Source organism: Marinifilum sp. D714 (genome assembly GCF_030851345.1).
Taxonomy (GTDB): domain Bacteria; phylum Bacteroidota; class Bacteroidia; order Bacteroidales; family Marinifilaceae; genus Marinifilum.
Window position 1 is genome coordinate 150,670 of record NZ_JALPNU010000003.1, and the last position, 15,076, is coordinate 165,745.

The window sequence follows — 15,076 nt, forward strand, 5'->3', positions numbered from 1 at the left end:
TTATCAATGGAATAAAAAAAGGCCTTCCGTTTGGAAGGCCTTTCATATATATTATCTAATATGATTAGATAGCGTCTACAATTGCATTCAATGTAGCTGATGGACGCATAGCTTCGAAAGCCATTTTATCGTTTGGCATGAAATAACCACCAATGTTCATTGCTGAACCTTGAGCATCGTTCAATTCCTTAACGATTTTCTCTTCGTTAGCTTGCATTTCAGCAGCAACCTTAGCAAACTTTTCTTTCAACTCAGCATCTTTATCTTGAGCAGCTAATGCTTCAGCCCAATACATTGCCAAGTAGAAGTGAGAACCACGAGTATCCAATTCGTTTACCTTACGTGATGGTGATTTTCTTTCATCCAAGAATTTAGTTACACCAGCATCCAAAGTATCAGCAAATAGCTGTGCTTGCTCGTTGTTGAAGTTGTTAGCAATGTGCTCGAAAGATACACCTAATGCCAAGAACTCACCAAGTGAATCCCAACGTAAGTGACCTTCTTTTTCGAACTGTTGTACGTGCTTAGGAGCTGATCCACCTGCACCAGTTTCGAACAATCCACCACCATTCATCAATGGAACAATAGATAACATTTTAGAAGAAGTACCTAGCTCAAGAATTGGGAACAAGTCAGTTAAGTAGTCACGCAATACGTTACCAGTTACTGAAATAGTATCTTCACCTTTACGGATTCTTTCCAATGATACAGTAATTGCATCAACTGGAGCAAGAATACGAATATCTAATCCTTCTGTATCGTGATCTTTTAAATACTTGTTTACTTTAGCGATTAACTGAGCATCATGAGCACGATTTTCATCTAACCAGAAAATTGCCGGAGAACCAGTTGCCTTAGCTCTATTTACAGCCAATTTAACCCAGTCCTGAATTGGAGCATCTTTCACCTGACACATTCTGAAGATGTCGCCAGTTTCAACAGCTTGTTCCATATAAACAGTTCCGTCGAAATCTACAACGCGAATTGTACCTTCACCTTGTGCATAGAAAGTTTTATCATGTGACCCGTACTCTTCAGCTTTTTTAGCCATCAAACCAACGTTGGATACAGATCCCATAGTAGCTACATCATAAGCTCCATTTTTCTTACAATCATCGAAGCAAACCTGGAACATTGTTGCATAACATCTATCTGGAATTAATGCTTTACAGTCCTGAAGTTCTCCTGCAGGATTCCACATTTTACCTCCATCACGAACAACAACTGGCATCGATGCATCGATGATTACGTTGTTTGGTACATGTAGGTTGGTAATTCCTTTATCTGAATCAACCATAGCCATATCCGGACGAGTTTTGTATACTTCCATGATATCAGCTTCGATTTCTGCTTTCTTGTCTGCTGGTAATTTTTCAATCTTAGCATAAAGATCACCCAAACCATTGTTAAAATTCACTCCTAATTCCTTGATTGTATCAGCGTGCTTAGCAATAGCTTCTTCGTAGAATACTTCTACTGCATGCTTAAACATCTCAGGGTCTGAGATTTTCATCATAGTTGCTTTAAGGTGTAAAGACCAAAGTAGTCCTTCTTCTTTAGCAGCTTCGATTTCCTTTTTGTAAAATGCACGTAATGCTTTCACATTCATTACTGAAGTATCAATAACTTCACCAGCTAACAATTCCTGCTTCTCTTTTAATACAGTAGCAGCACCTGTGTTGTCAACAAACTCGATACGTACATTGGTTTCTTTCTCAATAGTTACTGATTTTTCAGAACCATAGAAATCCTTTTCAGTCATGTGAGCTACGTGAGATTTAGAATCTGCAGACCACTCTCCCATTCTGTGTGGATTCTTTTGAGCGAACTTCTTAACAGAAGCTGCAGAGCGACGATCTGAGTTACCTTCACGTAACACAGGGTTTACTGCACTACCCAATACTTTTGCGAATCGTGCTTGAAGTTCTTTCTCTTCAGCAGTTTTTGCTTCCTCAGGATAGTTAGGAATGTTATACCCTTTTTCCTGTAATTCAGCAATTGCAGCTTGCAACTGAGGAATTGAAGCACTAATGTTTGGCAACTTAATAATGTTAGCCTCTGGAGTTAATGTCAACTCTCCCAATTCAGCCAAATAATCAGGAATTCTCTGATCTTCAGTTAAATTCTCAGGAAAATTAGCAATAATTCTACCTGCTAAAGAAATGTCTTTAGTTTCAATTTCAATGCCTGAAGTTTTAGTAAAGGCTTTGATAATAGGCAACAATGAATATGTTGCCAAGGCTGGAGCTTCATCAATCTTGGTATAGATTATCTTTGCTGTCTGTGCCATGTTGGTTGTTGTTTTGTGTGTTTTAAATTAAAAATAGTCTGTTTAACTCTTTTATGTAAGAATTAAGCACAATTCAAACTTGTGGTAAACATAGATATTTTTTTTAATTCCCAATTTAAAAGAGCTTATTTTTTAACGATTTATTTCTTTAATTATAAATAGCTATAAATAAGGCCCATGAATGAATTCATGAGCCTTATTTAGTCTAAATGTCATATGCTTTATAACCTATTTATGCTTTTCTATTCAAAATCGAGGGAGAATTTTTGTTTTAACACTGCCAAAGCGGGATTTTTCTTGCACAAATAATCATATCTGTCGGTATCTGTAAACACCCTTTTGGTTTTTGTGGTTGCTGACTTTACTGTCTCCACCGATATAGAATTGTTGTTATATATTCGCCTGAAATAATTTTGTAATTCTAACAATACACTATTGATATCGTCTTCCTGAAGTGGATTGCTCACCTTTAAAACAATCTTATTATCGGTAAGCTCAGGCTGGTTTACTGTTAATGCCAACCTAACACGTTCACTCTTGTTCTTGATACGGGCAAACTCCTTTAGTTGCGTGAAAACTCCTGCTTTGCTATACTCAGTGTTCGCATGAGTTCCTGTCGTATCATAAATCTCGGTTTTATTTTCGTTGGTTTTGCTAACGATTTGTGGTTTTTGAATACCCGATTTCAGTGCTTGCTTAATCGATACCGTAGAAGTATAGGTATTTCTAGGTACACCGGTATCAATACTTGTCTTATATTCGGCTTTTGCAGGATTGCCATTGTTCTGTACAGTGGTTGATACCTTGCCCACACTTTTCTGTACATTTTGAGTAGGAGAAAGAGTTCTCCCATCAATAGCAATCCTCAATAATTTCTTGGAATTCTTTTTTAAACTAGCTCCTTTTTTTTTTGATTCAATTATCTGGGACAATTGAATTAAACTTAGCTCGATTAATAAACGTGGATTCTGACTGGATTTGTATCCGACATCACATTGGTTAAGTATCGTGAGCGCCTCATACAAGAAATCCACCGGGCATTTCTTTGACTGATCGACATACTTCTGTTTCACACTCTCACTCACTTCCAATAATTGTATGGTTGCTACATCTTTTCCAACCAACACATCGCGAATGTGAGCACTTAAGCCTCCAATAAAATGATGTCCATCGAAACCTTTCTCAAAAATCTCATTAAGCATTACCAATACATCAGTAACCTTTCCTTCCAATGCAGCATCAACAATACGGAAGTAATAATCGTAATCCAGTACATTTAAATTCTGAATTACATTTTCGAAAGTGATTTCTTTTCCGGAAAAACTTACAATCTGATCAAAAATAGAAAGCGCGTCACGCATTGCTCCATCGGCTTTCTGACCAATTACATTTAAAGCTTCTTCGTCAATACTAACAGATTCTTTCTCGGCAATATTCTTAAGATGCTTCACCGCATCTTCCACTTTAATGCGATTAAAATCGAAAATCTGACAACGCGATAAAATTGTTGGTAAGATCTTATGCTTTTCGGTTGTTGCCAATACAAAGATTGCATGAGCAGGTGGCTCTTCCAATGTTTTCAAGAAAGCATTAAATGCCGATGCCGATAACATGTGAACCTCATCAATAATATATATGCTATAACTTCCGATTTGAGGTGGTATTCTTACCTGGTCAATTAAGGTACGAATATCATCAACTGAGTTATTCGAAGCAGCATCCAATTCATGAATATTGTATGAACGGTTCTCATTAAAAGCCTTACAAGATTCACACTCGTTACATGCTTCAAAATCGGAAGAGATATTTGAACAATTTATGGTTTTGGCAAAAATACGTGCACAAGAGGTTTTACCTACACCTCTAGGACCGCAAAACAGGTAGGCATGTGCCAAATGATTGTTCTTGATCGCATTTTTTAAGGTAAGGGTAATAGACTCCTGACCTACAACAGTTGAGAACGTTGAAGGACGATATTTTCTAGCTGAAACGATAAAATTTTCCATATATATAATTGAACCAAAAAGAGGTCGATTTTTCTTTTTTTCGAAATTCAAATATACAGAATCAATGCAAATAAAACATCATGAAAGTGGGAAGAATTTGCAAACGATTTTCATGCATTTTCTTATTTCCAATAAGCCAATAAATTAGTCACTATATCCAATAACAAAGACTCCTAATAATTAGAAGTCTTTATAAATATTTTAAACAATTTTGAATCCAAACTCAAGTCGGAATCTAAACTGATAACTGAATCTAAGCCACCGTATCGTAACGCGAAACTCTATGTACACCTTTAATTCTACGAAGTTTTACCATTAGTGTATTCAAATGCTCAATATTCGATACAACAACCGTAAGGTTTCCTTCGAAGCTTCCTGCATTGGTTTCAACCGAAATGGATCGCATCTGAACCCGCAAATCTTTCGTAATTACCTCAGAAATATTGGTAACCATTCCCAATTCATCATCACCAGTAATATGAAGAACAGCCTGATATGAAGCCGCACCTTTCTCTGTCCAATTGGCCTTAACCACACGATAAGGATACCTGCTCATCATTTCTTTGGCATTAGAACACCCAACCCTATGAATACGAATGCCTTTGCCAATGGTAATAAAGCCGAAAATATCATCTCCAAAAATTGGATTACAACATTTTGAAAGCGTATAATCCACATTGGCAATGTTCTGATCTACGATTAATACATCTTCACCAGCTGTTTGGGTAGTTCTTGCTTTGTAGTCAGGCATCTCTTCAGGTGTCTTTTCCACCACAACTTCCTCTCTGGTTAGAATATCTTTGATTTCTGACAAATCATGAAGCTCGGTAGCAATGCCATAATACAAATCTACTGCTAGCTTGTATTTGTATTCATTCATTAACTTACGGATATTCTCATCACAGAACTCTATCTTCCAATTCTTCATCCTACGCTTCAAGGTTTCCTTGCCCATATCAGCCTCCTTGAGCATTTCCTCTTTCATCGACTGGCGAATTTTGTTCTTTGCTTTAGTGGTAACAACAAAATTTAACCAATCAGACTTTGGTTTCTGTGTATTGGAAGTCGTAATGGCAACCTGATCTCCATTTTTCAACTCATGACGAATGGAAACATTTTTTTGGTTTACAGTTCCGCCAATACATTTCCCACCTAAATCAGAGTGAATGGAATAAGCAAAATCTAATAATGTAGCTCCTACCGGCAATTGTTTCAAATCCCCCTTGGGAGTAAATACATATATCTCCTTGTTATATAAATCGGCTTTAAATTTATCAATCAAGTCAATTGAATCACTCTCCTGGCTCTCCAAAACTTCACGAATATCCTGCAACCAATTGTCCAATCCTCCATCGCCTTTATCTCCTTTATATTTCCAGTGAGCTGCAAAGCCCTGCTCAGCAATTTTATTCATGCGTTTGCTTCGAATCTGGACTTCAACCCAACGTTTATCAGGACCTAATACAGTTGTATGTAATGATTCATAACCATTCGATTTTGGAATCGTAATCCAATCGCGCAAACGCTCTGGATTTGGTCTGTACAAATCACTTACCGCAGAGTATACTTTCCAACATTCCGATTTTTCTTTCTTAGGAGAAGCTTTTAGAATAATACGAATGGCAAAAATATCATATACTTCTTCGAACTCCACTTGCTTCTTTTTCATCTTATGCAGAATGGAAGCAATGGTCTTGGTTCTGGCCTTTACCTTATATTTTACACCTAACTGGTCTAGTTCCTTTTTTATCGGATCTACAAAATCGTTAATAAACTTTTCTCGCTCCTCTTCCGAATCCTTTAGTTTCTGAACAATTTCGAAATAAATATCAGGCTGAAGGTAACGCAAAGCCAAATCTTCCATATCCGACTTCACATTGTACATACCCAAACGGTGTGCCAATGGAATGTATAAGAATTCTATTTCTTTTGCCAAAGAAATTTGTTCTTCCTTTGATTTGTGTTCCATATTTCGCAAATGGAACAAACGATCCGCTAAAATGATTAGAACCACACGAACATCATCAGCGAAGCTAAGCAAAAGTTTTCTGAAATTCTCGGTATGTTGAGTCAGGTTTTGATTGTAGATGTTTGTCACCTTAACCAGTCCGGTGATAATATGAGCTACCTTATCTCCAAATAAACCCTTTATTTCATCGATATTAACTTGTTCTTTTTGAACAAGATCATAAAGCAATGCACAGATAACCGAAGTACGTCCGAGTCCAAGTTCTTCAACTACAATTTGCGCCACCGACAATGACCTGTAGATGGCAGGATCGCCATTACTTCTTCTCTCACCTTCGTGATCTTGTAAACTTAAATCGAATGCTTTTCTTACCAGCTTGATATCTGCCCTGGTAACGATGTTTTTACAGGTCTTAAGTAAGCGTTTGTATCTTAATAATATTTGCTTTCTTTCTTCTTCTTCCCTATTTAATTCTGTCATAATTGTCTCACTTAATCAAGAGATTTAATCATATCGGCAAGTAACGAAAAATGTTTTTAAGTCCTGCTTCTATATTTTATGAAATATTTATTTCCATTGCTTTTTTAAAGCTCAATAAAAGTATAAAAGCTATTAAAAACAGACAAGAAGATTAATACTTTTTAACGTATTTAAATGCTCAAAGAATTTACGAAAAAATAATGATATGGCAGGTCTCAACTCATTATCAATTCATTGTTAATTTCTTGCCAATTAAGTATAAAAAACTGCTCGGATTTCTTAAATTTGTTAGCTCAGTATATGAATAAACAGCTAATGGACAAAGGCAAATCAAAGCACATACTCTTTACCCGAAAACTTACCGATAATCATTATGAGTTCGGAAAAAAAATGGGATTATCATTAGAAGATTATCCTTTCATTGACATTGAGTTAAGCAATTTACCTAATGAAACAATCGAAAACCTAAAAACAAACGAGAATGCATCCTGGATATTTACCAGCAAGAATTCCGTTAAGAGTTTGCTAAAATCATTTCCTGATATTTCGAACTATTCATATCGAAAATGTTTTGCGGTTGGTGAAAAAACTGCCGATGAACTCCGAAAGCAGAATTTTGAGGTAATCGTTCCCGAAAATCACAATGCGCTTTCTTTGGTTGACAGACTGGAGCAAGAACCTTCGGGAATTCCGTACTTCTATTTCTCTGGAAACATGCGCAGGAAAACAATTGCCAACTTTTTTAATGAAAATGAAATCAAGTATCAGGAAATTGAATGCTATATTACCCATTTAATTCAGCCAGACTTGAAAATCGATCAGTTTGATGCCATTTGTTTCTGTAGCCCAAGTGCAGTAGTTAGCTTCTTCTCAAAATATCAACTAAGAGAGGACATTCCATGTATTGCCATTGGAAATACCACTGCAGTTAAACTGTTAGATTACACCGAAAACGTGGCCATGTCGGAAAGGACAAACATTTATTCCATGCTAGAAATTTGTAATGAATATTTAAATTCTTAAAACCATACACTATGTATCAATACAAAAGAAGTTCCGAACTATTCGATGAAGCGAACAAATACATTCCAGGTGGTGTTAACTCACCAGTTAGAGCTTTTAAATCGGTTGGAGGAACTCCTGTTTTTATCGAAAAAGCAAAAGGTAGCATTTTAACAGATGCTGACGGAAACGAGTATATCGATTATATCTCATCATGGGGACCAATGATCTTGGGTCATGCTTACCCAAAGGTGATTGAGGCAATTAAAGCTAAAGTTGAAGATTCAACATCATTTGGTGCTCCAACTGAATTGGAAATTGATATCGCCAAACTGATTGTGGAAATGGTTCCGAACATCGATAAAGTAAGAATGGTAAACTCGGGAACTGAGGCATGTATGAGTGCCATTCGTGTTGCCAGAGGTTATACGGGTCGTAACAAATTCATCAAGTTCGAAGGATGTTATCACGGTCATGCCGATTCTTTCCTAATTAAAGCAGGTAGTGGTGCCAGTACATTTGGTGTACCAAACTCTCCTGGTGTAACACCGGGAACTGCTAACGATACGCTGACTGCAAAGTACAACGATATCGAAAATGTAAGACAGTTGGTTGCTGAAAATAAAGATGAAATTGCGGCAATTATTATAGAGCCAATTGCGGGTAACATGGGATGTGTTCTTCCTAAGAAAGGATTTTTGGAAGATTTGCGTGAGCTATGCGATAAGGAAGGAATTCTGTTGATCTTCGATGAGGTAATGAATGGTTTCCGTTTGGCAAAAGGTGGTGCCCAAGAATATCTAGGTATCAAGGCCGACTTGGTTACTTTCGGTAAAGTAATTGGTGGTGGTATGCCCGTTGGTGCTTATGCTGGCCCTGATGAAATCATGAAGGTTGTTTCTCCTCTTGGACCTGTATACCAAGCAGGAACCCTATCAGGTAATCCAATTGCCATGATTGCTGGCTACACTCTTCTTAAAGAATTGAACGAGAATCCTCGATACTTTACTGAACTGGAAGAAAAAACTGAATACCTGCACAAAGGCTTGGATAAAGTATTTGCAGAATCAGGATTCGATTACAAGATTAACCGTTGCGGATCGATGATTAGCGTATTCTTTACCGATGTTGAGGTAGTTGATTTCGATACGGCAGCAACAGCTAACAATGAGAAATTCCCTCAGTTCTTCCACGAAATGTTGAAAAGAGGCATTTACCTTCCGCCTTCATCATTCGAGAGTTATTTCTTATCAAACTCTCTTACATACGAAATGTTAGACAAAACAATTCAGGCAGCTAAAGAATCTTTAGAGGCTATGAAATAATAACCTTTGAGGGTCTTAAAAGAAACTTATATTAAAATGAGCAATAATTAATTTTAAAGATTCTCCCCTTTTAGGGGAGATGGCGACAGCCAGAAGGGTGTATTGAATTGTATTTTTCTTCGTTCACCCTTTTCCCTGTCGGGATTTTGTTCACATTAAACTCAATTTTCAATTGTGTTCACGAGCTTCGCTCCGCTACGGTTCCCTAAAGAGGGGAAAATTCAACTTGAAAATGCTATTTTAAGATTCATCTAAATCTAATTGATTTCATATTTTCATTAAATCTCACTTCAAGTGAGGTTCACAATTAATTCTACTCTTTATTTGGTACATCTGATTAAACTCGGAACCCGAAAAAGAATCTTAACCAAATACCCCGGCAAAATGATTATATCCAAACAGAACCTCCTCAACACCCACCAGAGAATAAAAGATTACATCCACCGGACCCCTATCCTAAGCTCACAACTAATAAACGAAATAGTAGGAGCTGAACTGTTCTTTAAGTGTGAAAACTTTCAGAAAATGGGAGCATTTAAAATGCGTGGTGCCAGCAATGCCATTCTCCAACTATCGAAAACCGAGAAAGAGTTTGGTGTAGCAACTCACTCATCGGGAAATTTCGCACAAGCTTTGGCACTTGCCGCAAAGTTGCAAGGCATTAAAGCCTATGTTGTAATGCCATCAAGCGCACCGGAAATTAAAAAAGCAGCTGTAAAAGGTTATGGTGGTGAAGTTATTGAATGTGAGCCAAACCTAGAGGCTCGAGAAAGCACACTAAACGAGGTGGTGAACAAAACCGGAGCTGTATTTCTTCATCCATATAACGATTACAACGTAATTCAAGGACAAGGAACTGCAGCCATGGAGTTAATTGAAGAGCATGCCGATTTGGATTGTATTTTTGCACCTGTTGGCGGTGGTGGTTTATTGGCAGGAACTGCTTTGGCAGCTCATCATTTTTCGCCAAGTACAAAAGTAATTGCTGGTGAGCCTATGGGTGCCGATGATGCCTGGCAATCATATCAAAAAGGGGAAATTGTTCCTCAAACCAATCCCAATACCATTGCCGATGGTTTGTTGACATCACTTGGCGACAAAACTTTTCCTATCATCAAGGAGCATGTTGAAGATATTGTAAGAGTGGAAGAAGAGGAAATTGTTTCAGCCATGCGATTGATTTGGGAGCGAATGAAGATTGTTGTGGAACCATCAAGTGCCGTCGCTCTTGCTGCGTTCGTCAAAGAGAAAGAAAAGTACCAAAATCAGAAGATCGGTATCATCATTTCGGGCGGAAATGTTCAGCTCGATAAATTGCCATTTTAAGAATCATCATTCATGGACCTAAAAAAATTACTTGATCCTTTTCCTATAAAAAAGGAGGCTGAGTTGGTGGCACAAAGCATTGCTGAGGATCCAAAACATGTTCAGCAACTGTGGGAATGGTGCATCAGCAATGAAAAACATTCCTGGCGTGCCAGCTGGCTGATGGATAAGATTTATGATATTGATCCGGATTTGGTTCGTCCCTATATTCCAAAAATGATTGCTTTGATACCAACACTTGAAAATGAAAGCAAGCAGAGACAATATCTAAAATTAATTAGTTGCGAACCACTTCCTAAGGATATCTCAGGTGAATTTATCAACCGTTGTTTCGATCTACTAATCACGGCCACGACCCCTGTTGCCGTTAAGGTTCATGCCATGCAAATACTTTACAACTTCTCTAGCAGAGAACCTGATATTAAAAACGAACTTGCCCTTATTTTGGAAGAACAAATGGAACATGGAACAGCTGGATTTTGCTCAAGAGCCAGAAAATTATTAAAGACATTAAGATAAGGACTAGTTTATTTTGTCAGTTGTACAAGATTAACTTAAAAAACATCTCCTATATTTCGTCTATCAATAAAAACATTTAACTTGCAATTCTATCTTTACAACCAATACGCTATAAAAAAATGAAGTTAAGCAACAATGATTTCATTACAGAAGAAGAAAAGGAAACCCTCAGGAAAGATGCAATAGATAAAGAGTTTACAAGATTAACAAAACATCTTAAAGTTAAGAGTAGAATTATTAACTTTTATCGAATTGCTCTTGCTACCGGACTTATTGGCTTTTCAATATTTTACTACAATATTCGATTTCAGGATGAAGAACAGAAACAGTTTTCGCTGAATAAACAGCAAACTGTTCAGGCTGCTACAAAAATCACAGTAAAAAAGAAGGAGCCAAAAGTAGCAACATCAAGTCTATATTTCACAGTGTTTTTTCTAAACGAAAACAATCATCCCTTGGCACAATTTAAATCAAAGAAAAAAGCTTTGAAGTTTTGTGAAATAATAGGCAAAATGGACTTGCCTACTACCACAATTGTTCGCGAAACAACTAAAAGAACAAAAAACAAACTTCAATCTCAAATCTACCCTTACAAATACACCGTTCAGTTAGGAGCCTACAATCAAGATTTTCTGCAGGATTTTAAAGATCATTTTATATGGATGAGCTATCAGCATCAGGATGAATATCACAAATTCAGAATAGGTCCTTTCTATGGATATTCAAAGGGTAAACAGTTTCTGGGAGCAATCAATTTACAAGACAATTACATACTAGCCTATTAATCTGATTTCAATGATTAAGAAGCCATACCATATAGGTTATCAAAGTCAATGCGAATTAATCTATTTCTATCTAAGTTACTAACTCCTAAAACTTGATACTCGTGATTATTGACAGCTAGTGTCAAATGCTATACCTTTAGAATAGCAAAGCAACAAATCATGAAGTTTATTTTTACATCTGATCTGGACAGCTACAGGATCAGATCAATTTTATTGACTCTTACCTAAAAGATTTTCTGAAAGAGATATCCATTAAAACCCTTTTTATTCCCGGTAATATCGATTGGCCGGGAGCTATTCATATTATCAATAAACTGCCGAATGAATATGGCATTCGCGAGATCCATCCCAATGGAATACCTCTAGAAAATAACATGATACTTGCTGGATACCCTTTTGTTCCTCCTGGCCCCCTGCATAGAAAGGATTTCGAATTACGGGATTTGAAAACTGATAAGCACACTCCCATTCCTGATTCATATGTCACCAATAAAATAGGCACACGAAAATATATTAAAACTGACTATTTCGAAAAAAAACAGAGTATTGAGGAAGACTTGCAGCACATCCATCCGCAATGTAAAATTTTAATTACTCATACACCTCCATGGAGCAAATACCTGGATTTGTGTTATGCAAACAAACATATTGGTAGCAAAGCCATACGAAACAAAATACAAGAACTAAAGCCTCACTTAAGTCTGCACGGTCATGTTCACGAATCTCCAAGTATAACAGGAAAGTGGTATGAAAAAATAGGTAACACGATTAGTATTAATGTTGGTTCGGATCAAAAAAACTTACATGCCATTGTGGGAGAAATCAATAACAATGGAATGATCAAAAAAATTATACACACCGTATATAGAATTCTGCCCATAAATATTTAAGAAACCTCATGCAATTTGAAAAAGTTTTACATTGATTCTCACAATCTTTTTATCATACAGATTATTTCCTTAATTTTATTGAGCATAAAATAAAAGTAAAGTAAGATGAAAGCGTTAGAAGAAATGCCTAAATGGATGCTTGACAAATGGCAAGGAATCGCCGACTTGTTAGCAGAAATTCTCTCTATACCTGCTGCTTTAATCATGAAAGCTGAAAATCAGCAAATGGAAGTGTTTATAACCAGTAATTCGAAGAACAATCCATACAATGCTGGTGATAAAGAAGACTGGCATGGCTTGTATTGTGAAACAGTAATCAAGTCGAATGAAAAATTATTGGTTGCAAATGCATTAACAAATAAAGACTGGGATCAGAATCCAGACATTGAATTGGGAATGATTGCCTACCTTGGTTACCCGATTTTATATCCTGATAAATCACCCTTTGGAACAATTTGTATTCTGGATAACAAGGAAAACTATTTTTCTTCTGTTCATGAAAAAACTCTAAGGCAATTTAAAGATGTAATTGAACTGGACTTGGCCATGGTAACTTCATTTGAGGTAAAATCCTCCAAAATGATTCAAACCATAAAAGAACAACAGGATCAACTAAAAAGACAAAACATCGCTTTGCAAAAAGCCAAAGAAAAGGCTGAGGAAGGAAATCGTTTAAAATCGGCTTTCTTACAGAATATTTCGCATGAAATTAGAACTCCCTTAAATGCTGTTGTTGGTTTTTCAGAACTATTATCAAAGCCGGATTTAACTAATGAAAAAAGAGATTATTTTTCTTCGATTATTCTAAAAAACTCAGAGCAATTGTTATCAATAGTATCAGATATCTTGACTGTTTCAGAGATAGAAACAGAGCAACATCAAGTTAAAATTGAATACACTTGCCTTGATTCGACCTTACAAGATCTTGAGGATATCTACAAACAAAGATACCAAGACAATGGTATTGATTTTATCAAGCGTATCCCGGAAAATCTTCGTGGGCACAAAATTAATACAGATAAAACCAAACTGAATCAAATTATTACAAACCTGTTAAACAATGCATTTAAATTCACCGAAAAAGGATCGATTGAATTTGGAGTTGAGCTTAAAAATGATGATTATGAATTCTACGTAAAAGATAGTGGAATTGGAATATCGGAAGACATGCAAGAAGAAATCTTTAATCGATTTACACAAACCAACGAAACCATTAGCGAATTGTATGGTGGTATAGGCCTAGGCCTTTCTATATCAAAAGCATTTGTTGAACTGCTCGGTGGAAAAATATGGTTAAAATCAGAAGTGGGTAAAGGTTCTAATTTCTACTTTACACTTCCCAATCGATAAGACATTAAAAAAGGAGAAAGCCAAATCACTTTCTCCTTTGTTTATCTTAGATAGACAGGATAAATCTCATCTATTATCTACCCCAGTCAGATTCTTTCACTTTCTTCACTAGATATTCAACATTCTCAACAGGAATTGATGGCAATAAACCATGACCAAGGTTGAAAATCCACTTGTGATCTGTTCTTCCATAGTTCAAGTAATACTCAAATTCACGATCGATAGCTTCTGGTGTTGATTCCAGAATTCTAGGATCGAAATTTCCTTGTAGAATCATCTCCTCTCCAACAATGCTTCTCACTTCGTGCAATGGCATTTGCCAATCCACGCTAACACAATCACACAGGTCGTAATTCACCATATTAATACCTGTTCCCAATCCTTTCGGCAAGTAAATGGTCTTCACCCCTTTTTCACGGACTGCTCCCAAAATCGCTTTTACCGATGGCAAAAATACTTCTTTGTACAATTCAACAGGAATTAAACCTGCATGAGTCTCGAACAATTGAAATGCCTGAACACCGTGTTCAACCTGCTTTAATGCATAATGAATACTCATTTCGGTGATTTTTGCCACCACTTTCTTCATCAATTCCTTATCGCGATAAATTGCAGGAACAAAATCAGGGAAATTTTGATTTCTACTAAAGCCCTGATACATATAACAAAGCGTGGTTAAAGGGCCTCCGCAAAAACCAATCAATGGAATATCCTTAGGTTTAATTTCAAGAATTCTGTCAATTGCGGCATAAATATGATCAAGCTTCTCCGGTTTTTCGGTTAAGAATGACAAAGGATCGGTAACATCTTTTAAAGCCGTTGCAAAACTTGGACCTTTCCCTTCAAAACTTAACTCCATTCCCAAAGCTTCGGGAATCACAAGAATGTCAGAAAATAGAATTGCAGCATCAACTCCCAAATCATGAATTGGCAACATGGTAACATCCGCAGCCAAATTCGGAGTTTCCATCATCTCTTTAAAACCATAGGTTTCTCTTAGTTTCATGTACGATGGCAATACTCTTCCCGCCTGACGCATAAACCACATTGGTGGTCTTTCTCTTTTAACTCCGTTAATTGTATCTAAAAATAGGCTCATGTGAAATTAGTCGTTAGTGATTCATAACTAGCTTG

11 protein-coding genes are annotated in these 15,076 nt (G+C 36.6%); 7 read left to right on the forward strand and 4 right to left on the reverse strand.

All coding sequences use genetic code 11. The features are described 5' to 3' along the window. Positions 1-64 precede the first annotated feature (64 nt). From M0051_RS04260 to M0051_RS04270, 3 genes are all read right to left on the reverse strand, one after another. Entirely contained in the window at positions 65-2,290 is a 2,226-nt protein-coding gene (locus M0051_RS04260) for an NADP-dependent isocitrate dehydrogenase (protein ID WP_306740307.1), read from the reverse strand. Between the two features lie 242 nt (positions 2,291-2,532). Next, entirely contained in the window at positions 2,533-4,296 is a 1,764-nt protein-coding gene (locus tag M0051_RS04265; RefSeq protein ID WP_306740308.1) for a DNA polymerase III subunit gamma/tau, read from the reverse strand. Positions 4,297-4,549: 253 nt separating this feature from the next. After that, positions 4,550-6,745, reverse strand: coding sequence for a bifunctional (p)ppGpp synthetase/guanosine-3',5'-bis(diphosphate) 3'-pyrophosphohydrolase (locus M0051_RS04270; RefSeq protein ID WP_306740309.1), 2,196 nt, complete (start codon positions 6,743-6,745; stop codon positions 4,550-4,552). A gap of 300 nt (positions 6,746-7,045) precedes the next feature. Here M0051_RS04270 and M0051_RS04275 point away from each other — a divergent pair, with 300 nt between their 5' ends. The 7 genes from M0051_RS04275 (at position 7,046) to M0051_RS04305 (ending at position 13,942) form a co-directional block, all read left to right on the forward strand. Then, positions 7,046-7,768, forward strand: coding sequence for a uroporphyrinogen-III synthase (locus M0051_RS04275; protein ID WP_306740310.1), 723 nt, complete (start codon positions 7,046-7,048; stop codon positions 7,766-7,768). Between the two features lie 11 nt (positions 7,769-7,779). Continuing rightward, positions 7,780-9,072 (forward strand): glutamate-1-semialdehyde 2,1-aminomutase, encoded by a 1,293-nt coding sequence (gene hemL / locus M0051_RS04280; RefSeq protein ID WP_306740311.1) that lies wholly within the window; start codon positions 7,780-7,782, stop codon positions 9,070-9,072. Positions 9,073-9,456: 384 nt separating this feature from the next. After that, positions 9,457-10,398, forward strand: a complete 942-nt coding sequence (locus tag M0051_RS04285) for a pyridoxal-phosphate dependent enzyme (RefSeq protein ID WP_306740312.1) — start codon at positions 9,457-9,459, stop codon at positions 10,396-10,398. A 12-nt stretch (positions 10,399-10,410) separates the two neighbouring features. Further along, entirely contained in the window at positions 10,411-10,917 is a 507-nt protein-coding gene (locus M0051_RS04290) for a hypothetical protein (protein WP_306740313.1), read from the forward strand. 119 nt (positions 10,918-11,036) lie between these two features. After that, the gene (locus tag M0051_RS04295) at positions 11,037-11,702 is read left to right on the forward strand and encodes a hypothetical protein (protein WP_306740314.1); all 666 of its coding nucleotides are present in this window, start codon (positions 11,037-11,039) and stop codon (positions 11,700-11,702) included. 236 nt (positions 11,703-11,938) lie between these two features. Beyond that, positions 11,939-12,592 carry a metallophosphoesterase gene (locus M0051_RS04300; protein ID WP_306740510.1) on the forward strand — a complete coding sequence of 218 codons (654 nt, stop codon included), beginning with the start codon at positions 11,939-11,941 and terminating at the stop codon, positions 12,590-12,592. Positions 12,593-12,697: 105 nt separating this feature from the next. Beyond that, positions 12,698-13,942, forward strand: a complete 1,245-nt coding sequence (locus tag M0051_RS04305; protein ID WP_306740315.1) for a GAF domain-containing sensor histidine kinase — start codon at positions 12,698-12,700, stop codon at positions 13,940-13,942. Positions 13,943-14,015: 73 nt separating this feature from the next. On the opposite strand, the gene hemE is transcribed toward M0051_RS04305, so the two are convergent. Continuing rightward, positions 14,016-15,041 (reverse strand): uroporphyrinogen decarboxylase, encoded by a 1,026-nt coding sequence (hemE, locus tag M0051_RS04310; protein WP_306740316.1) that lies wholly within the window; start codon positions 15,039-15,041, stop codon positions 14,016-14,018. Positions 15,042-15,076: the final 35 nt, after the last annotated feature.

Bases quoted from the DNA above. Each gene is read 5' to 3' on its own strand.
- M0051_RS04260 (WP_306740307.1), bottom strand. From the start codon at position 2,290: ATGGCACAGACAGCAAAGATAATCTATACCAAGATTGATGAAGCTCCA.
- M0051_RS04265 (WP_306740308.1), bottom strand. From the start codon at position 4,296: ATGGAAAATTTTATCGTTTCAGCTAGAAAATATCGTCCTTCAACGTTC.
- M0051_RS04270 (WP_306740309.1), bottom strand. From the start codon at position 6,745: ATGACAGAATTAAATAGGGAAGAAGAAGAAAGAAAGCAAATATTATTA.
- M0051_RS04275 (WP_306740310.1), top strand. From the start codon at position 7,046: ATGAATAAACAGCTAATGGACAAAGGCAAATCAAAGCACATACTCTTT.
- hemL (WP_306740311.1), top strand. From the start codon at position 7,780: ATGTATCAATACAAAAGAAGTTCCGAACTATTCGATGAAGCGAACAAA.
- M0051_RS04285 (WP_306740312.1), top strand. From the start codon at position 9,457: ATGATTATATCCAAACAGAACCTCCTCAACACCCACCAGAGAATAAAA.
- M0051_RS04290 (WP_306740313.1), top strand. From the start codon at position 10,411: ATGGACCTAAAAAAATTACTTGATCCTTTTCCTATAAAAAAGGAGGCT.
- M0051_RS04295 (WP_306740314.1), top strand. From the start codon at position 11,037: ATGAAGTTAAGCAACAATGATTTCATTACAGAAGAAGAAAAGGAAACC.
- M0051_RS04305 (WP_306740315.1), top strand. From the start codon at position 12,698: ATGAAAGCGTTAGAAGAAATGCCTAAATGGATGCTTGACAAATGGCAA.
- hemE (WP_306740316.1), bottom strand. From the start codon at position 15,041: ATGAGCCTATTTTTAGATACAATTAACGGAGTTAAAAGAGAAAGACCA.